The organism is Bordetella genomosp. 4, from assembly GCF_002261185.1.
GTDB lineage: Bacteria > Pseudomonadota > Gammaproteobacteria > Burkholderiales > Burkholderiaceae_B > Bordetella_A.
Genome location: NZ_NEVQ01000011.1, coordinates 24,623 through 46,446 on the forward strand (window position 1 = coordinate 24,623; position 21,824 = coordinate 46,446).

Annotated in this window: 21 protein-coding genes; 15 read left to right on the top strand and 6 right to left on the bottom strand. The window is 59.8% G+C overall.

What is annotated here, in order from left to right:
- The first annotated feature begins 26 nt into the window (after positions 1-26).
- The 12 genes from fabF to CAL20_RS07670 all read left to right on the top strand — a co-directional run bounded on the left by fabF (position 27) and on the right by CAL20_RS07670 (position 13,108).
- Positions 27-1,256, top strand: a complete 1,230-nt coding sequence (gene fabF / locus CAL20_RS07605) for a beta-ketoacyl-ACP synthase II (protein WP_094820231.1) — start codon at positions 27-29, stop codon at positions 1,254-1,256.
- A gap of 336 nt (positions 1,257-1,592) precedes the next feature.
- Positions 1,593-2,192, top strand: a complete 600-nt coding sequence (gene rpoE, locus CAL20_RS07615; RefSeq protein ID WP_094820233.1) for an RNA polymerase sigma factor RpoE — start codon at positions 1,593-1,595, stop codon at positions 2,190-2,192.
- 12 nt (positions 2,193-2,204) lie between these two features.
- Positions 2,205-2,705, top strand: a complete 501-nt coding sequence (locus CAL20_RS07620; protein ID WP_094820234.1) for a sigma-E factor negative regulatory protein — start codon at positions 2,205-2,207, stop codon at positions 2,703-2,705.
- On the top strand, positions 2,702-3,760 hold the full coding sequence (locus tag CAL20_RS07625) for a MucB/RseB C-terminal domain-containing protein (protein WP_373558281.1): 1,059 nt from the start codon (positions 2,702-2,704) through the stop codon (positions 3,758-3,760). The genes CAL20_RS07620 and CAL20_RS07625 overlap by 4 nt, the downstream gene beginning before the upstream one ends.
- A gap of 44 nt (positions 3,761-3,804) precedes the next feature.
- A complete protein-coding gene (locus CAL20_RS07630; RefSeq protein ID WP_094837542.1) occupies positions 3,805-5,289 on the top strand; it encodes a DegQ family serine endoprotease in 1,485 nt (494 codons plus the stop codon).
- Positions 5,290-5,560: 271 nt separating this feature from the next.
- A complete protein-coding gene (gene lepA, locus CAL20_RS07635; protein WP_094820236.1) occupies positions 5,561-7,354 on the top strand; it encodes a translation elongation factor 4 in 1,794 nt (597 codons plus the stop codon).
- Between the two features lie 21 nt (positions 7,355-7,375).
- The gene (lepB, locus tag CAL20_RS07640; RefSeq protein ID WP_094820237.1) at positions 7,376-8,260 is read left to right on the top strand and encodes a signal peptidase I; all 885 of its coding nucleotides are present in this window, start codon (positions 7,376-7,378) and stop codon (positions 8,258-8,260) included.
- A gap of 1 nt (position 8,261) precedes the next feature.
- The gene (gene rnc / locus CAL20_RS07645; protein WP_094837543.1) at positions 8,262-9,023 is read left to right on the top strand and encodes a ribonuclease III; all 762 of its coding nucleotides are present in this window, start codon (positions 8,262-8,264) and stop codon (positions 9,021-9,023) included.
- Positions 9,020-9,910: a GTPase Era gene (era, locus tag CAL20_RS07650; RefSeq protein WP_094837544.1), complete on the top strand. Its 891-nt coding sequence runs from the start codon at positions 9,020-9,022 to the stop codon at positions 9,908-9,910. Before rnc ends, era begins: the two co-directional genes overlap by 4 nt.
- The gene (gene recO / locus CAL20_RS07655; protein ID WP_094820240.1) at positions 9,903-10,490 is read left to right on the top strand and encodes a DNA repair protein RecO; all 588 of its coding nucleotides are present in this window, start codon (positions 9,903-9,905) and stop codon (positions 10,488-10,490) included. The genes era and recO overlap by 8 nt, the downstream gene beginning before the upstream one ends.
- A gap of 136 nt (positions 10,491-10,626) precedes the next feature.
- Complete coding sequence (locus tag CAL20_RS07660; protein ID WP_094837545.1) at positions 10,627-11,235, top strand: flavodoxin family protein; 609 nt, start codon at positions 10,627-10,629, stop codon at positions 11,233-11,235.
- Positions 11,236-11,911: 676 nt separating this feature from the next.
- Positions 11,912-13,108, top strand: a complete 1,197-nt coding sequence (locus CAL20_RS07670) for a vWA domain-containing protein (protein WP_094837547.1) — start codon at positions 11,912-11,914, stop codon at positions 13,106-13,108.
- A 4-nt stretch (positions 13,109-13,112) separates the two neighbouring features.
- On the opposite strand, the gene CAL20_RS07675 is transcribed toward CAL20_RS07670, so the two are convergent.
- Entirely contained in the window at positions 13,113-13,856 is a 744-nt protein-coding gene (locus CAL20_RS07675; RefSeq protein ID WP_094837548.1) for an SDR family NAD(P)-dependent oxidoreductase, read from the bottom strand.
- A 109-nt stretch (positions 13,857-13,965) separates the two neighbouring features.
- Here CAL20_RS07675 and CAL20_RS07680 point away from each other — a divergent pair, with 109 nt between their 5' ends.
- Complete coding sequence (locus CAL20_RS07680) at positions 13,966-14,601, top strand: TetR/AcrR family transcriptional regulator (protein WP_094837549.1); 636 nt, start codon at positions 13,966-13,968, stop codon at positions 14,599-14,601.
- 62 nt (positions 14,602-14,663) lie between these two features.
- On the opposite strand, the gene CAL20_RS07685 is transcribed toward CAL20_RS07680, so the two are convergent.
- The 4 genes from CAL20_RS07685 to CAL20_RS07700 all read right to left on the bottom strand — a co-directional run bounded on the left by CAL20_RS07685 (position 14,664) and on the right by CAL20_RS07700 (position 18,286).
- The gene (locus CAL20_RS07685) at positions 14,664-15,374 is read right to left on the bottom strand and encodes a Bax inhibitor-1/YccA family protein (protein WP_094820246.1); all 711 of its coding nucleotides are present in this window, start codon (positions 15,372-15,374) and stop codon (positions 14,664-14,666) included.
- A gap of 253 nt (positions 15,375-15,627) precedes the next feature.
- The gene (locus CAL20_RS07690; protein WP_094820247.1) at positions 15,628-16,197 is read right to left on the bottom strand and encodes a hypothetical protein; all 570 of its coding nucleotides are present in this window, start codon (positions 16,195-16,197) and stop codon (positions 15,628-15,630) included.
- A gap of 20 nt (positions 16,198-16,217) precedes the next feature.
- The gene (locus tag CAL20_RS07695) at positions 16,218-16,661 is read right to left on the bottom strand and encodes a DNA polymerase III subunit chi (protein ID WP_094820248.1); all 444 of its coding nucleotides are present in this window, start codon (positions 16,659-16,661) and stop codon (positions 16,218-16,220) included.
- 128 nt (positions 16,662-16,789) lie between these two features.
- Entirely contained in the window at positions 16,790-18,286 is a 1,497-nt protein-coding gene (locus CAL20_RS07700) for a leucyl aminopeptidase (protein ID WP_094837550.1), read from the bottom strand.
- 54 nt (positions 18,287-18,340) lie between these two features.
- Between CAL20_RS07700 and lptF the strand changes: the two genes are divergently transcribed.
- Positions 18,341-19,438, top strand: a complete 1,098-nt coding sequence (lptF, locus tag CAL20_RS07705; RefSeq protein WP_094837551.1) for an LPS export ABC transporter permease LptF — start codon at positions 18,341-18,343, stop codon at positions 19,436-19,438.
- 11 nt (positions 19,439-19,449) lie between these two features.
- Here the strand turns inward: lptF and CAL20_RS07710 are convergent, their stop codons facing one another.
- Positions 19,450-20,370 carry a LysR family transcriptional regulator gene (locus CAL20_RS07710; RefSeq protein ID WP_094837552.1) on the bottom strand — a complete coding sequence of 307 codons (921 nt, stop codon included), beginning with the start codon at positions 20,368-20,370 and terminating at the stop codon, positions 19,450-19,452.
- Between the two features lie 143 nt (positions 20,371-20,513).
- Between CAL20_RS07710 and CAL20_RS07715 the strand changes: the two genes are divergently transcribed.
- Positions 20,514-21,731: an ABC transporter substrate-binding protein gene (locus CAL20_RS07715; protein ID WP_094820252.1), complete on the top strand. Its 1,218-nt coding sequence runs from the start codon at positions 20,514-20,516 to the stop codon at positions 21,729-21,731.
- The last annotated feature ends 93 nt before the right edge of the window (positions 21,732-21,824 follow it).

Genomic DNA, 21,824 nt, shown 5'->3' on the forward strand with positions numbered 1-21,824 from the left:
TTTCTTTTGTCTTTTAGGAGTCCTCCGTGAAGCGACGAGTCGTCATTACCGGCCTGGGTATCGTATCGCCCGTGGGCAACGATATCTCCAGCGCCTGGGACAATATCGTCAACGGACGTTCTGGCATCAGCCGCATCTCCCGTTTCGATCCTTCAGCCATCACTACGCATATCGCGGGTGAGGTCAAAGATTTCGACGTCACGCAGTACATGCCCGTCAAAGAAGCCCGCCAGATGGATACTTTCATCCATTACGGCATGGCTGCGGGCATTCAGGCCTGGCAAGACAGCGGGTTGGACGTTACCGAAGCCAACGCTGACCGAATCGGCGTGATCGTGGGATCCGGCATTGGCGGTCTTCCCCGTATCGAAGAAACGCAGACCGAGCTGCTCGCCAAAGGTCCGCGACGTATTTCCCCCTTTTTCGTACCTGGCTCCCTGATCAACCTGATCTCAGGCCAGTTATCGATTCGATTCGGCATGAAGGGCCCGAGCTATGCCGTGGTGTCCGCATGTACGACGGGCTTGCATTGCATCGGTGATGCTGCGCGCCTGATCGAATACGGCGATGCCGACGTCATGCTGGCAGGCGGCGCCGAGTCCACGGTATCGCCTCTGGGCATCGGCGGTTTTGCTGCCATGCGTGCATTGTCCACTCGCAACGATGATCCGACGACGGCATCGCGCCCCTGGGACCGCGATCGCGATGGTTTCGTGCTGGGCGAGGGCGCTGGCGTCCTGGTCCTCGAGGAATACGAGCACGCCAAAAAACGCGGTGCTCGCATTTACGGCGAGTTTGCGGGCTATGGCATGAGCTCGGATGCGCATCACATCACCGCTCCCGACAAGGACGGTCCGCGCCGTGGCGTGATCAACGCTTTGCGTAATGGCGGCATCAACCTCGACGAGGTGGACTACGTCAATGCCCATGGCACCTCGACGCCGTTGGGCGACAAAAACGAATCCGATGCGCTGAAACTGGCCTTCGGTGATCACGCCAAAAAGCTGGTGGTGAATTCCACCAAATCGATGACGGGTCACTTGCTCGGGGCCGCCGGCGGTATCGAGGCCGTGTTCACCACGCTCGCGGTGTACCACCAGAAATCGCCACCCACCATCAACATCTTCAACCAGGATCCCGAGTGCGACCTGGATTACTGCGCCAACGAGGCCCGGGACATGAAGATCGATGTGGGGCTTTCCAATTCCTTTGGTTTTGGCGGCACCAACGGCTCCATGGCCGTTCGCCGGGTTTAATTTGGCCGACCTCTGGGAACCCGGCCTGCGGACGCTGTGCGTGCCGGTGCGCGCGACGCGTCACGCGGCCGTGCGCGCGATCCGCGCGGTCGCAGGCAGCCGCCGCTGGCAGATCCGCCAGGGGCGGCGCTGGATTCCAGCCGAGTTGCAAGATAGCCATCGCGGTCCGTGCTGGCTGAGTCTGCACCTGCAGGCCGATGCGTCCGCTGCCGGGCCTCGTGCGCACTATCGCGTTTCAATCTGGCAGCCGCGCATCTCTGCAACAGCCTGGCGTCGGCTTTGCCTGCTGGCTGGGGCTGCTCAGCGCCTGCGGGCGTCACCCGTGCAGGGGGCGTCATGAGCGAGCGCGATGTCGACGCCGAATTGGTCGCCCGCGTACAGCGGGGCGACAAAAAAGCATTTGATCTGCTGGTGCTCAAATACCAGCGCAAAATCCTGCGGCTATTGGGTCGCATGATCCGCGATCCCGCCGAAATCGAAGACGTCGCTCAGGAAGCCTTTATCAAGGCCTACCGGGCGCTGCCACAATTTCGCGGCGAGAGCGCCTTTTATACCTGGCTTTACCGCATTGCCGTCAATACGGCCCGCAATTGGCTGGCTTCTGCCGGGCGTCGTCCGAGCGCGCCAAATGCAATTGAAACCGAAGACGGTGAAACTTTTAACGAAACAGACAACCTAACCGATATCAGCACACCGGAATCCATGGTGGCTAGCCGGGAAATCGCCGAGACAGTGAACGCCGTCATCGAGGATTTGCCCGAAGAGCTCCGGACCGCTATCGTGCTGCGTGAAATCGAAGGTATGAGTTACGAAGACATCGCCCAAAGCATGGACTGCCCCATTGGCACGGTACGTTCGCGCATTTTTCGTGCGCGCGAAGCCATCGCCACCCGGTTGCGTCCATTGCTGGACACCGATGCCGAGCGTCGTTGGTAAGGAGCGGCAGTCATGCAGTCAACAGCAAAATCAGTGGTAGAGACCGAAGTTTCCCTCGAGGAATCGGTGTCGGCCTGGATGGACGGTGAGTCGTCCGATTTCAATTTTCCCGACCTTTCCACTGAGCAAGGCCGCCGAACCTGGGACACCTATCACCTGATAGGCGATGCCTTGCGCAATGCCGATCTGGCCGTCAGTCCTAGTGCAAATTTCCATGCGCGTCTGTCTCGTGCACTGGATGCCGAGCTGCCGATTGTTGCGCCGCAGCGACGCCGTTCTCCGTTACGTTTCGGGCTCTCCAGTCTGGCTGTTGCCGCCGCCGTTGCTACGGTGGCTTGGGTGGCGCAGCCTTACATCATGGGCGGCAGCAGCCGGCCGGCCGATACCCGTACGTTGGCGGATGCGTCCATCAACGAAACGCCGGCGCTACGTGACTACCTCGAGGCTCATCGCCAAATGGCGGGCCCCAGCGCGGTACGCCAGGTGTCGTTCGATGCCGGAGCTGGACGTTGATCGCGCAGTTACAACATTTCTGTCGCCCCGCATGGCATCGTGCCGGCCTATTCCGCCGGCCGATACAAGGGGCAGGGTGGGCGTTGACTGCCGTTTTCCTGGTCGCGCTTTCCTCTTTGCATGACGCCGCCCGGGCTGCTGAGACTGCGGCGCCGGACTCAGCAGTACAACTGCTCTACGATATCCAGCAGGCTGCACGCAAGCAGGACTATGCGGGCGTATTCATGTACCAGCAGGGCGAGGCCATCCAGTCATCTCGGCTCGTTCATGTCATTGATGGCACGGGCGAGCGTGAGCGTCTGGAAATCCTGGACGGCCAGCCTCGCGAATACCTGCGCCACAACGACGAAATTCAATGCCTCATTCCCGAGCGCAAGACCGTGTTGATGGAGCCGCGTCGCGGTGATCGCTTCCCTGGCTTGCTGCTGGGCAATCCGACCGAGTTGGCGCAACATTACGACATTCGGGTGCAAGACAAGCTGCACCGTGTCGCGGACCGCCAATGCCGGATCATCACGATTCAGCCGCGCGACGGGCAGCGCTATGGCTACCGGTTGTGTGCAGATGTGGCCACCAATTTACTGCTCCGCGCGCAGACGGTAGACAGCGACCAGCGCGTGGTCGAGCAGGTCTCGTTCAGCTCTATCCGCTTGGGCGACAAGGTCGATGCGAATGAGTTGACATCGCCGTGGAACACGCGAGACTGGAAGGTCTTGCAGCCCAAGATCGAGACCATCGATCTGGCGGCCCAAGGATGGCGTATTCCTGCGCCGGCCGGGTTTGTCTCGGTCATGCAGGTAGTGCGTTCGATGGGGCGCAGCAACGTCAGCCAACTGGTGCTGTCTGATGGGCTGGCCGCCATTTCCGTCTTTATTGAGCCCTATGATGATCAACGCGACCATCCCATGTCCAACGGAGCGGTGCGGCGCGGTGCGATCAATATCTATAGCACGCGCATCGCTGATTTTTGGCTGACCGCGCTGGGCGAGGTCCCGGCCGAGACGCTGGAGCAGCTTGCCACCTCTACTGAATACGTGCCTGTATCTTCTCAATAACAATAAAGCCTGCAAAAGGTATGGGGAGTTTTCGGAGTTCTCTCATGGAATCACTTTCAGTGTCGAAACCTTTTATCCGGCGCTTTGCCCCCGCAGTCATGTCAGCCGTTTTGCTGGCCGGCGCCTACGGGCCTGTTGCACAGGCGCAGACGCAAGCACCGGCCGCGGCTAGTCCCGCGGTAGTGCTGCCTGATTTCAGCGACGTCATTGCCAAAGCCGATCCTGCTGTGGTCAATATCCGCACGACGGCGAACGTGCCCGTGCGTTCGCCAGGCGGCAGCGGCGACCCCTACGAATTATTCCGCTGGTTCTTCGGCCCGGATTTCCAAGGTCCAGGCGTCCCGCAGCAACCGCATCCCACGCCCCGCCAAGCTCCCGAGGAGCGCAAAGTCCCCCGTGGTGTCGGTTCTGGGTTCTTTATCTCGGCCGATGGCTACATCCTGACCAACAATCATGTTGTCAGCGACGCGGCCGATATCTACGTCACGCTGACTGATGGGCGCGAGTTCAAGGCCAAGGTCATCGGGACGGACGAACGCACCGATGTGGCGCTGATCAAGATCGACGCCAAGGATATGACTCCGCTGGCGATCGGCGACCCCAAACAGCTCAAAAAGGGCCAATGGGTGCTGGCAATCGGCTCGCCATTTGGACTGGACTCTACTGCTACGGCAGGTATTGTCAGCGCCATGAGCCGCGATACGGGTGAATACCTGCCTTTCATTCAGACTGATGTGGCGGTCAACCCCGGCAACTCGGGCGGCCCGCTGATCAACTTGAAAGGCGAGGTCGTCGGGATCAACTCGCAGATCGTCTCGCGTAGTGGCGGTTTCATGGGTATTTCCCTGGCCATTCCAATTGACGAGGCCATGCGCGTTGCCGACCAGCTGCGTGCCAGCGGCAAGGTGACTCGTGGCCGGATCGGCGTACAGATCGGTGAGGTCGGCAAGGACGTTGCCAGCGCCATTGGCTTGCCCAAGGCCGAAGGCGCGCTGGTCAGCAATGTCGAAACCGACGGCCCCGCTGGGGATGCTGGCGTCAAGGCGGGCGACGTGATTACCTCATTCAACGGTGAAACCATCAAGCGCTGGTCCGATTTGCCTCGTATCGTCGGAGAAACCAAGCCGGGCACCCGTGCCGACATGGAAGTCTGGCGCCGCGGCAAAACCGTGACGCTGTCGGTCAAAGTGGGCGAACTCACTGCCAAGGCGGATGATTCCGAGGCGACCCCTCAGGAAGAGGCCCAGCCTGCCGGCAACGCCCTGGGATTGGGCGTAGTGAATGTTCCCAATGACGTTCAGCGCAAACTGGGCATCAAAGGTGGCGTTCAAGTGCGCACAGCCACCGGCCCGGCGGACGCTGCCGGTCTGCAGCCTGGGGATATCGTCCTGGCGGTCAATAACACCGATGTGACGGATGCGAGCCAGTTCAACAGCCTGGTCAGCAAGCTTCCCAAGGGCAAAGCGGCCGGTTTATTGGTCCGCCGTGGCGATCAAGCGCAGTGGGTGGCGGTCGAGCCGTCCAAATAAACGCCAAGACCGGCTAAAATGGCTGGTTGCCACAAAAGTGGCCGCCACGCCGTATCTGAGGTTTGTTGCTCTCGCAGGGGCTGCACATACCGCGGAACGGCCAGGCGGCACAGCAGGGGGCGCGATGCGCCCCCTCGTTTTTGGCTGGTTCTTTTCTCGTGACCCGAGTGATATCGGGCTCGGTATGGTGACCGCGGTCTTGTATGGCTTGCGTTTGTGTCTCTGTCGCGCACCGGCTTTACGTGCGTTTTGTCCCTAATAAATCCACTCTATGCAGCATATTCGCAATTTTTCCATCATCGCCCACATCGATCACGGCAAATCGACCCTGGCCGATCGCCTGATCCAACGTTGCGGCGGGCTGGCAGCGCGCGAGATGTCCGCTCAAGTGCTGGATTCGATGGACATCGAACGCGAGCGGGGCATCACCATCAAAGCGCAGACCGCCGCGCTGGAATACCGTGCCCAGGACGGAAAGGTCTACAACCTGAACCTGATCGACACCCCGGGGCACGTCGATTTTTCGTACGAAGTCAGCCGTTCGTTGTCTGCCTGCGAGGGCGCATTGCTGGTCGTGGATGCCTCCCAGGGCGTTGAGGCACAAACGGTCGCCAACTGCTATACCGCCATCGAGCTGGGCGTCGAGGTCTTGCCCGTACTCAACAAAATGGACTTGCCGCAAGCCGACCCGGATGCAGCTCGCCAAGAGGTTGAGGATGTCATCGGTATCGATGCGAGTCAGGCAGTGCTGGCTAGCGCAAAAACCGGGATGGGGATCGATGAAATCCTCGAAACCATCGTCTCGCGCGTGCCGGCCCCAGTCGGCGATCCGGACGCACCGCTACAGGCGCTGATCATCGATTCCTGGTTCGACAACTATGTCGGCGTGGTGATGCTGGTGCGTATTGTCAACGGTACGCTCAATCCTAAAGACAAAATCCTGCTGATGGCCTCGGGCGCCACGCATTTGTGCGAGCAACTGGGCGTTTTTACGCCAAAATCACAGCCGCGTACCAAATTGTCGGCCGGCGAAGTGGGTTTCATCATCGCGGGCATCAAAGAACTCGCCAACGCCAAGGTCGGCGATACCATCACGCTCGCGGGCAAGCCTGCTCCCACCCCGCTGCCCGGTTTTAAAGAGGTCAAGCCGCAGGTGTTCGCCGGCCTGTATCCGGTCGAAAGCTCCGAATACGATCAGCTGCGCGACTCGCTCGAAAAACTCAAGCTCAACGACGCGGCCCTGATGTTCGAACCCGAAGTCTCCCAGGCCTTGGGTTTTGGGTTCCGTTGCGGCTTTTTGGGACTCTTGCACATGGAAATTGTGCAAGAGCGCCTGGAGCGCGAGTTCGACATGGACATCATCACCACTGCGCCGTCGGTGGTGTACGAGGTCGAACAGCGCGATGGCTCGCTGGAGATCATCGACAGCCCGGCGCGCATGCCCGAGGTTGGCAAGATCACCGATATACGCGAGCCCATCGTCAAGGTGACCCTATTCATGCCCCAGGAATACGTGGGGCCGGTCATGACACTGTGCAATCAAAAGCGCGGCGTGCAGATCAACATGAGCTATCACGGCCGCCAGGTCCACCTGACGTACGAGATCCCTCTGGCTGAAATCGTGCTCGACTTCTTCGACAAGCTGAAATCCGTGTCGCGCGGCTATGCGTCGATGGACTATGAGTTTCTCGAATACCGCTCGGCAGATGTGGTCAAGGTCGATCTGCTGATCAACGGCGACCGCGTGGATGCCCTGGCCATGATCGTGCACCGGGCCAACGCCCGCTATCGCGCGCGCGACGTCGTGACGCGGATGCGTGGCCTGATTCCTCGCCAGATGTTCGATGTCGCGATTCAGGCGGCCATTGGCGCCGAAGTGATTGCACGCGAAAACGTCAAGGCCTTGCGCAAGAACGTGCTGGCCAAGTGCTACGGCGGCGACATTACCCGCAAGAAAAAACTGCTAGAAAAGCAGAAGGCGGGCAAAAAGCGCATGAAGCAAGTGGGTAGCGTGGAAATCCCCCAAGAAGCGTTCCTCGCTATTTTGCAGGTCGAAGACAAGTAGTAAGAAAAAGGCGGCAACCCTATGAGTTGGAATTTTGCACTGATACTTTTTGTGCTGTTGGTGGTGACCGGCATTATCTGGGCGCTGGATGTGTCGATGCTGCGCCGCAAGCGCGCTCAACGCGGCCGCGAGGCCGCCGACGCCGTCGATACCAGCTATGTGACGGATCCCCAGGAGGCCACTCGCATGCGCCAGGCCGCACTGGAGTCCGCGACGCGTGTGCCATGGTGGATCGAGTATGCAGTCAGCTTTTTCCCGGTCATTTTGTTCGTGTTCGTGCTGCGTTCTTTTGTGGTCGAACCTTTTCGCATTCCGTCGGGTTCCATGCTGCCCACGCTGCAATCGGGCGATTTGATCCTGGTGAACAAATTCAGCTATGGCGTGCGTCTGCCTATCGTTGACAAAAAAGTCGTCGACACCGGCTCGCCTCAGCGCGGTGATGTGGTCGTTTTCCGCTACCCCGTGGATCCCAGCGTGGACTACATCAAGCGTATTGTCGGCCTGCCGGGTGACGAGGTCGCCTATCTGGACAAAAAGCTCTACGTCAATGGCCAGTTGGTGCCCCACGTCCAGGACGGCGAATATTTCGAGCCGGATCGGGTGTCGTATATTGCTCAATACAAGGAAAAATTGGGCAATGTTGAGCACCAGATCCTGCTAGATGAGGGAAAAACACAGATGTACGGGCCAATTTGGCAGTTTCCCAACATGGGTAACTGCCAGTATGCCCGTAATGGAGTACGCTGCAAGGTGCCGGAAGGACAATATTTCGCCATGGGCGACAACCGGGATAACAGCGCCGATAGCCGTTACTGGGGGTTTGTCCCTGATGCCAATATCGTCGGAAAGGCGTTCTTTATCTGGATGAACTTCAGCGACTTAGGCCGTATCGGCAGCTTTCACTGACATGTCTCTCGCCACGCTGGAAACCCGCCTCGATCATCGCTTCAGCGATGCGGGCCTGCTTGAGCAGGCGCTGACGCATCGCAGCCATAGCGCGCGGCACAACGAGCGCCTGGAGTTTCTCGGGGACTCGGTGTTGAATTTCGTCGTGGCGGCACTGCTTTTCGAGCGGTTTCCAAAGCTGGACGAGGGCGATTTGTCCCGCCTGCGCGCCAATTTGGTCAAACAAGCTTCCTTGGCCGAAATCGGCCAGCGTCTCGAGCTTTCCCAGCATCTGCGTCTGGGCGAAGGCGAGCTCAAAAGCGGCGGCTTTCGCCGTCCGTCCATTCTGGCTGATGCGGTCGAGGCCATTTTTGGCGCAGCCTTTCTGGACGGTGGTTTTGAGGTGGCTCGCAAGGTTATCGCACGGCAATATCAGCCGGTGCTGGCCAGCGTAGATCCCAAAACCCTGGGTAAAGACGCCAAAACCCTGTTGCAGGAGTTTCTGCAGGGCCGGAAACTGGCTCTGCCGCTCTATACGGTTGTCGCCACGCATGGTGCGGCGCACAGCCAGCAATTCGAGGTCGAGTGTTCCATCCCGGCCCTGGAAATCAAAATCGTAGCCGCCGGCGCCAGCCGCCGTGCCGCCGAACAATCCGCCGCCAAGCTGGCCCTGGAGGCCGCCCAGGTCGCGAGTCCGCCAGGACGCCCGGCCCGTAAATCGGGCAAAGCCCGTAAAACAGCGCAATTGTCACTGCCCGTGGCAGTGGCTCAAGAGGTCAAATGAGCGATACCCCTTTCCGAACCGGTTTCGTGGCTGTGGTGGGCCGCCCCAACGTGGGCAAGTCCACCCTGACCAATGCCTTGATCGGCTCGAAAATCTCCATCGTCTCGCGCAAGGCGCAGACGACGCGTCACCGTATTCACGGCGTGCTCACGCGCGAGCATGAGCAATTCGTTTTTGTCGATACCCCCGGTTTTCAGACGCGCCATGGCGGGGCGATGAACCGCATGATGAATCGTGTCGTGACGCAGGCACTGGCTGACGTGGACGTTGTGGTGCATGTCGTCGAGGCCGGCAAATGGACTGACGGCGATGCCAAGCTGCTGCCTCTGTTGCCCGATGCCAAGCGCACCATTCTGGTCGTGAGCAAGATCGACGCGATCAAAAAGCGCGATGACTTGTTTGCCTTTGTCTCCAAGATCGTGGCCCTGCATCCCTATGATGCCGTGGTGCCGGTCAGCGCGCTCAAGGCTCAGCAACTCGATCAGTTGCTGCAGGAAATCGCCGCTCGCTTGCCCGAAGGCGAGCCCATGTTCGAGGAAGACACGCTCACCGATCGGCCCGTGCGCTTCATCGCGGCCGAATTGCTCCGCGAAAAGATCTTTCGTCTGGTGGGTGACGAATTGCCGTATGCGTGCACCGTCGTCATCGAGCAATGGGAAGAAAACGATCAGGCGCTGCGCATAGCGGCCTGCGTAGTGGTCGAACGCGAGAGTCATCGGCCTATCCTGCTGGGCGCCGGCGGCGAACATATGAAGCGCATCGCGACCGAGGCGCGCCAAGATATCGCCAAGCTGGTCGACAAGCCTGTGCATCTCGAGGTCTATATCAAGGTGCGCAAAGGCTGGTCCGACCGCGAAGGTGCGTTGCGCGATTTAGGCTATGAGTAAAAGGGCGCATCGCGTCCAGGATTGCCCTGCCTTTATGCTCCACGCCACGCCGTGGCGCGAAACCTCTCTTATCGTTCAGAGTTTCTCCCGCGATCACGGCTGTGTGGCCTTGGTCGCCAAGGGGGCAAAGCGGCCGTATTCGGTGTTACGGCCGGTGTTATCCGCGTTTCAACCACTGCTGTTGTCGTGGAGCGGTGCGGGCGAAGTCAAAACCCTGACTCGTGCCGAGGTCGTAGGCCTGCGGCCGTTGAAAGGCACGGCACTCATGTCCGCCTGGTACATGAACGAGCTGCTGCTGCGCCTGCTGCCGCGCGAGGACGCGCATCCTGCCTTGTTCGATGCCTACGACACGGCATTGCAGCAATTGGCGGGCGGAACACGGGCAGCCGGTGCGTTGCGGCGCTTTGAATGGACCTTGCTCAGTGAAACCGGCTATGGCATCGACGAGGCCGCGCCGGATTTCGATGACCCAGCGATTGAGCCTGCATTACGGCGAGATCTCCGTGAGCGCTTGGCCGCCAATTTGGTCGGCCGTCCCTTGTCCACGCGCCGCGTATTACTGGATTTGCAGCGCTTGTAACCATCGCGCTTGTCACACGATTCGTAAAACGGATCTGGCAAATCGAGCCGCCGCCCTGCTATGACTGCCTGAGGGGCTTGTGTCCCGCGGGAATGGATCTTGCGCAATCATGGCGTCTGCCTACGGAGGACGCGTCATGGCTCTTTCAGCGATTGCCATTAATTGCACACTCAAAAAATCTCCTGCCGCCTCATCGTGTGAAAAGCTGCTTGGCCAGGTCGTCGAGGCGCTTCGCAAGCAGGATGTTCAATGTGACGACGTGGTACGTGCCGTCGACTTGACCATTTCACCCGGCGTCACGTCGGACGAAGGCGCGGGCGACCAATGGCCGGATCTGCGGCGGCGCATTCTCGCGGCCGACATTCTGATATTGGGAACACCGATTTGGCTCGGCCATCCTTCCAGCGTATGCCAGCGCATTCTCGAACGTATGGACGCTTTTTTAGGCGAGTTGGATGACGCCGGGCGTATGGTGACTTACGGCCGAGTAGCTGGGGTCGTCGTCGTAGGTAATGAGGATGGTGCACACCATGTCAGTGCCGAGCTGTTTCAGGCCTTGAATGATGTGGGTTTCACATTGCCGGCGAGCGCAGTGACCTATTGGGTCGGCGAAGCTATGCAAAAAACGAACTTTGACGACTTGCCTGTTACGCCGCAAAAGACGGCTCAGACGACGACAGAGCTGGCGCTCAACTGTGCGCACCTGGCGAATCTCTTGCGTGTATCGCCTTATCCGCCTCGTTAATGAGCCGCTGCGGGAGGGGCTTCTGAGCGCCGCGCTACTGTCTCAGGCCGATCGATACGCCGTTCGGCGACGTGTGGTCGGACAGACAGAAAAATTTGCTCGTTACGAGAAAATATACCTATATCCGTATGCAGCAGAGCAGCTTGCATGCAGCCGCGCGATCGTGAGCAGCACTCCCTCGGGCACAGCCAGCCAGGCTTAAGACTTGCGGGCTCCTGAGACGCCGGACGGGGCGTATATAGCCCGCCCAGGCGACTCATTCAAGACGACTTAACCGAGGAGGCCGATATGGCGAAGTGTGATTCATGTGGAAATGAATATGACAAATCTTTTGAAATAGCTATCCAAGGAAAGTCATATACGTTCGATAGCTTTGAATGCGCCATTAAAACGCTGGCGCCCACTTGCGAACATTGCGGCGTCCGGATCATTGGGCACGGGCTTGAGAAAGAGGGAAGCATGTATTGCTGCGCGCACTGTGCCGAGGCGATGGGTGTGCCCGAATTGAAAGACCGCGCGAGTTAAAGGGCGGTCGTCGCGCTTACAGCGGTTATAGGCCGTAGCGCTTGTAACGCCTTTGCCAAGGTTTTTCGGCGCCATGGTGCTGGCGCTGGTGGTATCGTTGGCCCCGGAATCTGGGGGCGATGAGCATCGCCCCCTCTGACGGAGGCGAATCTTGAACGGCGCAGCATCGACGTATAAAACCCGCTTGGCGACACGCCGATGGCTAGGGTTGGCCGTCTGCTGCGTCTTGCTGTCGCCTCTCGCTGTCAAAAGCGCCGATGTTCCAACACTGGCCGCAAAAAGGGACTTCTGGACGGCGGAGGATCTATATACGGATTTTCTCTCCGAGTTTGGGGAGTCTGCCGATGCCTGCTATTCAGACTATCGCCTGCATGCGGGGCCGCCCCTGCCGGATGCACCTCAGACACTGGGACAACAGTGGAACCAAGCCGTCATCGCCCTTGACGCCTCGGGCTCGATGCGAGGCCGCGCGGGTGGCAAGCGCAAGTTGGACGCTGCCAAAACCGCTACGCGCGCGTTTCTGCAGACGGTCCCGAGCGATGCCGAGGTGGGTTTATTAGCGTTTGGCCATCGCGGTAGCAATGACGAACGAGACAAGGCGATGTCGTGTGCGGCAGTAGAGATGCTTTCGGATTCGGCTCGCGTGGATGGGCCGAAACTCGACAAGGCATTAGATGGCTTGCAAGCCAAAGGCTGGACGCCTTTAGCTGCAGCGATTACCCAGGCAGGAGCTGCGTTCAAACCCGACACGAATAAGAAAAAAGGCCATAGGGTCGTCTTCGTCGTGTCGGACGGGCTGGAAACGTGTGGCGGAGACCCGATTGCCGCTGCACAGGCGCTGCATAATTCCAATGTGAAAGCGGTGGTGAACATCATCGGCTTCGACGTTTCCAAAAAGGATCGCCACACGCTCGAGCAAGTCGCTCACGCAGGCGGCGGTGTATATGTGCACGCCGCGAATCAGCGCGAACTGGAAAAGCACCTGCGTGTCAGGTATTCCAACCCGGAAAAAAAGGCCGCGTACGAAACAGCGGCCCTGCATGTGAAGGACGAAAATACGCAGCAAGCGCTACACGCCTCAAATCACGCCAACACGTGTGTCTCAAATATCATCAATCGCGAGTCGGCCCAGTTTCTGGACATGACACACCGCATGATTGAGGACGGACAAACTGATGCTCAGTCCGCGCGCGACGCGTATAACGAATTGAAGATACATCATGATGACCTGCACGCCGACATGCAGGCGTTTCGTGACCAGGCCAAGGCAGAGCTTGCCGAGATGAATGCGCGTATTGATGCAGACAGAGCTCGCGTCAACGCGGCCTATAGCGACCATTCGCACTGACCGCTCACGCGCTAAATCCGCCGTCCACGTCGATTTCGGCGCCCGTGATATAGCGTCCGCTCTCACCTGCCAGATGAACCACCGTGGCAGCAATGTCATTGACATGGCCATAGGCGGGCAGGGCCAATGCCGCTGCTGCCGAGGCCGCTGAGGCTCCATCGGCAGGGTTCATGTCGGTATCGATCGGCCCAGGATGGATCACGTTGACCGTAATGCCACGCTTGCCCAAGTCACGTGCCACGCCTTTGGTCAGGCCGACCAAGGCCGACTTGCTCGCAGCATAGAGACTGATCCCGCTGCGCCCCGCACGCCGCGCGAGACAACTGCCAATAGAAATAATGCGTCCGCCATCGGGCAGGTATTTTGCCGCCTGTAGTGTGGCTGCGAACACCGCGCGCAGATTCACCGACATGGTGCGATCAAAGTCATCGAGCGAGAGCTGATCGATGGTGCCGGTCAGAAAGTTGCCGGCATTGTTGACCAGGATGTCGAGCTTGCCGAGCTTTGCAACCGTCGTGTCCACCGCTGCGACGACCTGCGCTGCATCGGAGGCATCTGCGGCGATGACCTCGGCACGGCGGCCTAGCGCCCGAATCTCCATGGCGACAGCTTCCGCTTTGTCGCGCGATACGCCATAGGTAATGGCGACGTCTGCGCCTTGCTCCGCCAGGGCTCTGGCAATAGCAGCCCCGATACCGCGGCTGCCGCCGGTGACCAGAGCCGTCTTGCCTGCGAGTGCATTCTTCATAACAAAACTCCTTTTATATCGATCGGTATAAATGTAGATGGGATCGTCGTGCCTGGTCAATGGGTTTTGTATCGATTAGTATGTATATGGTCAAACAAAGGAATCCGATATGGCACAGATGGGTCGTCCGCGTACGTTTGATCGGGACGCGGCCATCGAACAGGCCATGCATCTGTTTTGGGAGCATGGCTACGAATCTACTTCCCTGGCTTTGCTGAAAGCCGGTATAGGCGGGGGGATTACCGCGCCGAGTTTCTATGCGGCCTTTGCTTCGAAAGAAGCATTGTTTCGAGAGGTCGTGCAGCGTTATGCCGCCACGCATGGCCAGGTCAACGCTTGCTTATGGGATGACGCTCTCTCCCCGCGTGATGCTGTTGAGTTGGCGCTACGCCGCTCCGCGGCAATGCAGACGGAACGCGGTCATCCCAAAGGCTGCTTGCTCGTGTTTGCGGCAAGTACATGCGGACCTGAGAATGGCCATATGCAGAAGGCGCTGGCAAAGCAGCGCGCACGAACACGCGAAGGCTACGAGCGTTGCGTGCGGCGAGCGGTCGACGCCGGCGAACTTCCCTCGGACACCGATGTCCGCGCTTTTGCTGCGGTCTTTCACGGTTTTCTTGTTGGCCTGTCTGTGCAGGCTCGAGACGGTGTGCCTGTCGGCGTATTGGACAGGGCGATTACCAGTCTGATGACGGTCTGGGATCAAGCCGCCGCCCGATCCTCGCCACAGCTGAATCAACCCTAAAAAAGCCTGCAATGAAAAAGGCCCGCACAAGGCGGGCCTCAGGATGCCGAGCTGCGGACGGTTTATTCGCGATTACCGCCAAAGATGCCCAACAGCATCAGCAGGTTCGAGAAGACGTTGTAGACGTCCAGATAGATGGCCAAGGTCGCCGACACGTAGTTGGTCTCGCCGCCATTGACCACACGCTGCAGGTCCACCAGCATGAAGGCCGAGAAAATCACGATGGCCAGGACCGAGATGGTCAGCATCAGTGCCGGCATCTGCAGGAAGATGTTGGCTAGTGCGGCGACCAGAATGACCACCGCGCCGGTAAACAGCCATTTCTGCATGCTGGACAGGTCGCGCTTGATGGTGGTGGCCAGCGTTGCCATGGTACCGAACACCACGGCCGTACCGCCGAAGGCGGTCATGACCAGCTGAGCGCCATTACCCATGCCGAGCACAAACCCCAGCAGGCGCGACAGCATCACACCCATAAAGAACGTAAAGGCCAGCAGCAGGACGACGCCCAGCGAGCTGTTTTTGTTCTTTTCGATGGCGAACATCAGGCCAAAGGCGCCGACCAGAAAGATGATGGCCGACATGCCCGGGCTGGCCATCATGACCTGGTTGATGCCGCTATACAGGCCTACCGCCGCGCCCAGCACGGTGGGGATCAGCGACAGCGCCAGCAGCCAATAGGTGTTGCGCAGGACTTTATTGCGGACGACTTCACCCGGCGCGCCAGCATAGGCGCCAGAGCGGTTGAAAGGGGAAGGACGGTAATCGTTCATGGACGGCTCCTGTGTACGGCAAACGGGGGTTGCCCAACGTATTAGAGGGATAGGATACCTTACAGTTCCCTGAAAAATCTACTTCTAGGCAAGATTTGTCGGTATCAGGGTTGCCTTGAGCCCAATATATGGGGGCCATATAGCACGAAACAAGGGGTAAATACCGGCGTCCAGGCTCGCACGTTGCCCAGCCAGGGCAGACTTTGCCATGGCTGTGATACACCGCCTGTTCCGGTCGAAAGGCTTTCTGACCTCACCCCGGCCGGACTTTGCTCAGCGCGCGTGTGATCAACGTGGGCAATTCCGCTTCCAGGCGGGCGCGCACGCCTGCCGCTGCGTCGTCCAGTGCCTCTTGCAGGGCTTGTTCGAGTTCGGCCTGCAGGGCCGCTCTGAGGACAGCCGTGTTGGCATCTGTGCCGCCGGCCGTGGTGCTGAAGGCCGCCTGCGGCAGGCCGACGCCGCCAGCAGCTCCGGCCGTGGTTTCCGATGCGGAATATCCTGCATCATCGTCGTTTGCGATTTCGGTCAACACAGGGAGCTCGTCTCGGTCCTGACGCTCGGATGCGGGCGGGCGGGGCGTGGCCGTCACAGGTGTTGAGCGGGCGATGTCAGTCAAGACCGGAAGGTCGTTGTCGTCCTGTCGTACGTCCGGTGTTGTCCGGGAAGGGGGCGACGCCGGGGTCAAATCGGCGACATCGGTCAGGACTGGCAAATCAGCGTGATGATCTGGCGTGGTTTGGCCCTTGTCCGGCTGCGCAGGAGTCAAAGTCGGCTCGACGCGTTGCGTCAAAGTAGGGATGCCAGGGTCTGAATAGTGGGGCATAAGGGCTCCTGAATCAGCCCTTATGCTAAACGACCGGCGAGATCGTGGCCGTGCAGATCGTGTCCGGCAGCCTGATAAGTCCGCCAGCGCTGGCGCGCTGCCTGACGGTCGTCGGGCTCTCCAGACACAATCTCCAGCACTCGGGGGAATGCTTCGTAGCCGGGCGGGCAATCATCATCGAGATTCATCAGCCACGGTCCCTCGTCATTATCCGAGGAGGGCGGGGCCGGCGGAGATGCCGTCAGGATCACGGGCGTGCTGGCAGCCAAGGGGTCGCTTGCCAGCACGTGCGGCACGAAAGAAATATCGTCAAACGCCCAAAGCAGACGATCGAACGCGGACAGGCGGGATCCGTTGGCGCAGTACACCACCAGCCGCTGGCCTGCCAGATAACGCTTGCGCGCTACCTGGCAGGCGGCACGCAATCTGTCGTTGGCCCCAAAAGCAAAATCGATGCGCGTCATGAATGAACGCAGTTCTGAAGTCTGCGCCAGGGCAGGGCAAGGCCCTGCCGCCCCTCCATGAGGAGGAAGCCGTCTCGAGAATGGCCGGCTTCTCCTGGCGCGGGAATGTTAATAAGCATGCAGCAGACTCAGGCCTGATCCAGCAGGTACTGCATCAACAAGGGCACGGGGCGGCCGGTGGCTCCCTTGTCCTTGCCGCTGCGCCATGCGGTGCCGGCGATGTCCAGGTGCGCCCAGGGATAGGCCTTGGTAAAGCGCGACAGGAAGCACGCCGCCGTGACCGCACCCGCAGGTGGGCCGCCAATGTTGGCAATGTCGGCGAAGTTCGATTTCAACTGGTCTTGGTAGGCGTCATCCATCGGCATGCGCCATGCCGTATCGAGCGACTGTTTGCCTGCCGACAACAAGGCACTGGCCAGGCTGTCGTCGGGCGAGAATAGCCCGGTGTTGACATGGCCCAGGGCGACCACGCAAGCGCCGGTCAAGGTGGCGATATCGATGACAGCCGAGGGTTTGAAGCGTTCGGCGTAGGTCAAGGCATCGCACAGCACCAGACGGCCTTCGGCATCCGTGTTCAGGATTTCGATGGTCTGGCCCGACATGCTGGTTACGACGTCGCCAGGCTTGTTGGCTTTGCCGCTGGGCAGGTTTTCGCAGGCGGGAATCAGGCCGACGACTTCGACCGGCAGCTCCAGTTCGGCCAGGGCGCGGAACGTTCCGAGCACGCTGGCTGCGCCGCACATGTCGTATTTCATTTCGTCCATGGTGGCCGCCGGCTTGAGCGAGATGCCGCCCGCGTCGAACGTGATGCCCTTGCCGACCAGCACGACCGGTCCGGATTTTGATTTCTTGGCGTTCTTGATCTGATGGCGCAGCACGATGAAGCGCAGCGGTTCCTCGGATCCACGGGCAACCGACAGGAACGAACCCATGCCGAGCGCCTCGACTTGTTTGCGATCCAGGACTTCGGCCTTGAGCGACTGGAACTCGCGCGCCAGTTTTTTGGCGGTTTCACCCAAGTAGGTTGGTGTGCAAACGTTACCGGGCAGGTTGCCCAGCGTGCGAGTCAATTCCATCCCGTGGGCAATGGCGGCGCCTTCGCGCAAGCCTTGCTGAGCCGCTGCGGCGTCGGCGCGCTCGACGACCTGCACGATTTTTTTCAGTTTTGGACGGTTCTCCCGGTCAGGCGAGCCGAACGTGGTGTCATAGTGATAAGTAGCTGCGCCGGCGGCAATGGCCGCGGCACGCGCACGGGCGCGCAGATCGACCTCGGCGATCGGGTTGGCGGCCAGGGTGGATACCCCCTCGGTCAGGCGGGCAGCGACGCAGGCCGCGGCAAAGCCTTGCTCAGCCGATGCATGTGCGCGGGCGTTGTATTCGCTTTGCTTGCCCAGGCCGACCAGCACGACGCGTTGCGCGCTGACACCCGGCAAGGCCCGCAAGACCAGCGTAGCGCCTGCACGCCCACGGAACTCGGTTTTGACGACATTGCGCACGGCGTGATTGCTCGCGCGGTCGATGACGTCGGCGGCGGGACTGAGCTCGCCGTCAGCATAGACGCCTATCGCCAGTGCGGCTGTCTTGATTTGGTGCAAAGAGGCGGTGGTCTGTGTGCTAAATTCCATGGAGGATTCCCGTGTGCGTGGTGCAGTGCGGTTGATTATCCCGCATATTCTCACATGTCTCTATTCAAACGGTCTGTCGTTGCTGAGATCACCAGCCATGCTGGGGTCGTGTTTTCCACGTTGGTCGTGGTGTGGCTTAGCGTCCTCTTGGTACGCCTGTTGGGCGAAGCCGCGGGCGGAACTATCGGCGCAGATGTCGTCCTGGGGCTGGCCGCGTTTTCCACCATTACTGCGTTGCCTACCGTATTGGCGGTATCCCTGTTCATCGCTGTGTTGACGACGGTGACCCGCAATTATCGCGAATCCGAAATGGTGGTCTGGTTCGCCAGCGGGTTGTCACTGGCCGATTGGCTGCGTCCCGTCTTGCGCGTGGCGATACCAGTGTCGATTCTTGTCGCGGTCCTGACGCTAGGCGCCTCTCCGTGGGCGTATCGCCAGATTGCGGAATATCGCGAGCGCTTCGAACAGCGTTCTGACCTGTCGAAAGTCGCGGCCGGCCAGTTTGCCGAATCCAACGGCGGAGAAAGAGTCTTTTTTGCTGAAGAACCCACTCAGGCCAGTGATGAGCTGGGCGCCGTATTCGCTCGCGAAACCGGCCCCGAATGGCACAGCGTCATGACCGCCAGCAGTGCACGTATCGAGACCGAACCCAATGGCGATCGTTTCCTGGTCCTGGGTAAAGGCCATCGTTATGATCTGAAGCCGGGTACCCCCGAAATTCGCCTGGTGGACTTTGAGGGATATGGTTTTCGCCTGGAGAGCAAGTCCGGCGATCCGGTCGCCGAGGCGCGAGCTGCGGCAGAGCGTTCGAGCAAGGCGCGCCCGACGTTGCAGTTGGTGGCCGATGACACGGATAGTTCATGGTCACAGATCATGTGGCGGATTTCCCTGCCCATCGCGGCCCTGAATCTGGCGCTGCTGGCGATTCCGCTGGGCGCTGTGAATCCGCGCCTGGGCCGTTCGGGCGATCTGCTGATTGCGGGTCTTGTCGGCTTGCTCTACATGAATCTGATCAACCTGTCGCGAGCCTGGATCAGCAGCGGCAAACTGCCATTCGGTGTCGGGGTGTGGGTCATCCATGCCGTTGTCGCCGGCTTGGCGCTGTATTTGCTGATGCGCCGTTTACGGGTCAAGGCGCCAAAAGGCGCGTGAGCTGCCAGGGCTCAGGGCAGATAACGCATTACCCCTTGTTTGCCCGCTAATAGCTTGGCATTGCGCATCACGGATTTGCGCATGAAATCCCACAAAATCGCCATTCGTTTGAGTTTGTGCAGGTCTTCGTGGCAGTACATCCAAAAGCTGCGCGTGATGGCGATGTCATTTTCCAGCACGGGCACCAGCCGTGGATCTTGGGCGGCGATAAAGCAGGGCAAAATAGCCAGCGACCTGCCTTGCAGCGCGGCGTGATATTGGGCAATCACGCTTGTGCTGCGCAAGACGACCCGGCTCTCGGGCAGCAGGTCTTCCAGATATCGCAGCCGCTCGCTGAACAGCAATTCATCCACATAGCCGATGAACGTATGCTCGGTCAGATCCGCGCGGCGCGTGATCGGCGCGTGATCGGCCAGATATCCCGGCGTGCCATATAGCCGCAAGGTGTAGTCGCACAGTTTGGTGCACACATACGGTCCGCGTTGCGGCCGTTCAATGGTGATGGCCAGATCCGCTTCGCGTTTGGACAGGCTGACAAAACGCGGCACCGGCAGGATGTCCAGCGTGATATGGGGATAGCGCCGCTGAAAGTCCGCCGCCAGTGGCGTCAACACATAGCTGCCAAAGCCCTCGGTCGCCCCGATGCGCAGATGGCCCGATAGGGCTTGTCCGATTCCCGACAAATTTTCTCGCGCCGTATGCACTGCGCTTTCCATTTGCTCGGCGTAGACGAATAGCCGATGACCGTCTTCGGTCAGCAGGAATCCCGTGTTGCGCGATTTTTCGAACAGCAGAGAGTCGAGTTCGGCCTCCAGTGCGCGTATGCGCCGCGACACCGTCGTGTGCTCCACACCCAATTTGCGTGCGGCAGCGCTGACGCGCTGCGTGCGGGCGACCTCCAGAAAATAGCGCAGACTGTCCCAATCCAGCATCGTGCCTTCCTTGTGTATTCATGCACAACGAATGTGCAATTTGTGCTGTTGCTGGATGATTTTTACACATCTACACTAGACCGGCAGGTCCGAACGGTGCATCGGCCTGCAAACAAGATAAATAATCACCGGAGACAATCATCATGACACTGCATGCGCGCGGCCTGGCCGCTAGTTTGTGCCTGGGCGCCATCTTGACCGCCCCAGCCTTAGCCGCGGACAAGCCGCCCGTCAAAATCGGGGTGCTGACAGATATGTCGGGTACCTATGCCGCAATGGGCGGCCCCGGCTCGGTGGCCGCGGCACAGATGGCGATTGACGACTGTCTGGCCGCCGAATGCAAGGGCATGAAGATCGAACTGGTGTCGGCCGACAATCAAAACAAGGCTGACGTCGGCGCCGCCCGTGCCCGTGAATGGTTCGACCGCGAAGGCGTCACCGCGATCGCCGACCTGACCAATTCCGCCGTCGCCCTGGCCGTACAGGGTATTGCCCGCGAAAAAGACAAGGTCGTGATGTTCTCCGGGCCGGCGACGACCGCGCTGACCAATAAAGAATGTTCGCCGGTCGGTTTCCACTGGATGTTCGATACCTATTCGCAATCGGCGGGCGGGGCCAAAGCCACGGTACGGGCGGGCGGCAAGTCCTGGTATTTCATCACCGTGGACTATGCCTTCGGCCATTCCCTCGAGGCCGACACCGCCAAGGCCGTGAAAGCCCTGGGCGGCACCGTGGCGGGCTCGGTGCGTCATCCCTTGAATGCGCCCGATTTTGCCTCCTATCTATTGCAGGCGCAGAGCTCCAAAGCCCAAGTCGTGGCCTTGGCCAATGGCGGCCAGGACACCGTCAATGCCGTCAAGCAGGCTCGCGAATTCGGCATTGTGGCGGGTGGCCAACGGCTGGTGTCGTTGTTGATATTCCTCTCGGATCTGCGCGCCTTGGGTCTGGATAACGCGCAAGGCCTGTCCTATGTCGACGGCTTTTATTGGGACTACGACGACGCGACACGCGAATGGTCAGCTCGATTCGAAAAAGCGTTTCGCGGGTTAAAGCCGACGATGACGCAGGCAGGCGTGTATTCCAGCGTCTTGCATTATCTGCGAGCAGTCGCCGCCACAGGCAGCACCGAAGGGCGCGCAGTGGCCGACAAGATGCGCGAGCTACCCATCAAAGATCCGATCATGCGCAACGCCAGCATCCGGCCCGACGGTCGCGTGATTCACGACATGTACTTGTATGAGGTCAAAAAACCGGACGAATCCAAAGGCGGTTGGGACTATTCCAAGTTGATCGCCACGATCCCGGCCGACGAAGCCTTTCAGCCGTTGGCGGACTCCAGCTGCCCGCTGCTCAAGAAATAGCTTTTATTTTTATCCCAGGCCCGCCATGCAGGAACAGTGCCAGTTCAGGCGCAGCATCCCAACGTAGCGGCGGGCGTGGAGTCTTTTCAAATC

What these genes read in the sequence shown, in the direction of transcription:
- rpoE (WP_094820233.1), top strand. Translation starts at nt 1,593, where the DNA reads ATGAGCGAGCGCGATGTCGACGCCGAATTGGTCGCCCGCGTACAGCGG.
- CAL20_RS07620 (WP_094820234.1), top strand. Translation starts at nt 2,205, where the DNA reads ATGCAGTCAACAGCAAAATCAGTGGTAGAGACCGAAGTTTCCCTCGAG.
- CAL20_RS07630 (WP_094837542.1), top strand. Translation starts at nt 3,805, where the DNA reads ATGGAATCACTTTCAGTGTCGAAACCTTTTATCCGGCGCTTTGCCCCC.
- lepA (WP_094820236.1), top strand. Translation starts at nt 5,561, where the DNA reads ATGCAGCATATTCGCAATTTTTCCATCATCGCCCACATCGATCACGGC.
- lepB (WP_094820237.1), top strand. Translation starts at nt 7,376, where the DNA reads ATGAGTTGGAATTTTGCACTGATACTTTTTGTGCTGTTGGTGGTGACC.
- rnc (WP_094837543.1), top strand. Translation starts at nt 8,262, where the DNA reads ATGTCTCTCGCCACGCTGGAAACCCGCCTCGATCATCGCTTCAGCGAT.
- era (WP_094837544.1), top strand. Translation starts at nt 9,020, where the DNA reads ATGAGCGATACCCCTTTCCGAACCGGTTTCGTGGCTGTGGTGGGCCGC.
- recO (WP_094820240.1), top strand. Translation starts at nt 9,903, where the DNA reads ATGAGTAAAAGGGCGCATCGCGTCCAGGATTGCCCTGCCTTTATGCTC.
- CAL20_RS07660 (WP_094837545.1), top strand. Translation starts at nt 10,627, where the DNA reads ATGGCTCTTTCAGCGATTGCCATTAATTGCACACTCAAAAAATCTCCT.
- CAL20_RS07675 (WP_094837548.1), bottom strand. Translation starts at nt 13,856, where the DNA reads ATGAAGAATGCACTCGCAGGCAAGACGGCTCTGGTCACCGGCGGCAGC.
- CAL20_RS07680 (WP_094837549.1), top strand. Translation starts at nt 13,966, where the DNA reads ATGGCACAGATGGGTCGTCCGCGTACGTTTGATCGGGACGCGGCCATC.
- CAL20_RS07685 (WP_094820246.1), bottom strand. Translation starts at nt 15,374, where the DNA reads ATGAACGATTACCGTCCTTCCCCTTTCAACCGCTCTGGCGCCTATGCT.
- CAL20_RS07690 (WP_094820247.1), bottom strand. Translation starts at nt 16,197, where the DNA reads ATGCCCCACTATTCAGACCCTGGCATCCCTACTTTGACGCAACGCGTC.
- CAL20_RS07695 (WP_094820248.1), bottom strand. Translation starts at nt 16,661, where the DNA reads ATGACGCGCATCGATTTTGCTTTTGGGGCCAACGACAGATTGCGTGCC.
- CAL20_RS07700 (WP_094837550.1), bottom strand. Translation starts at nt 18,286, where the DNA reads ATGGAATTTAGCACACAGACCACCGCCTCTTTGCACCAAATCAAGACA.
- lptF (WP_094837551.1), top strand. Translation starts at nt 18,341, where the DNA reads ATGTCTCTATTCAAACGGTCTGTCGTTGCTGAGATCACCAGCCATGCT.
- CAL20_RS07710 (WP_094837552.1), bottom strand. Translation starts at nt 20,370, where the DNA reads ATGCTGGATTGGGACAGTCTGCGCTATTTTCTGGAGGTCGCCCGCACG.
- CAL20_RS07715 (WP_094820252.1), top strand. Translation starts at nt 20,514, where the DNA reads ATGACACTGCATGCGCGCGGCCTGGCCGCTAGTTTGTGCCTGGGCGCC.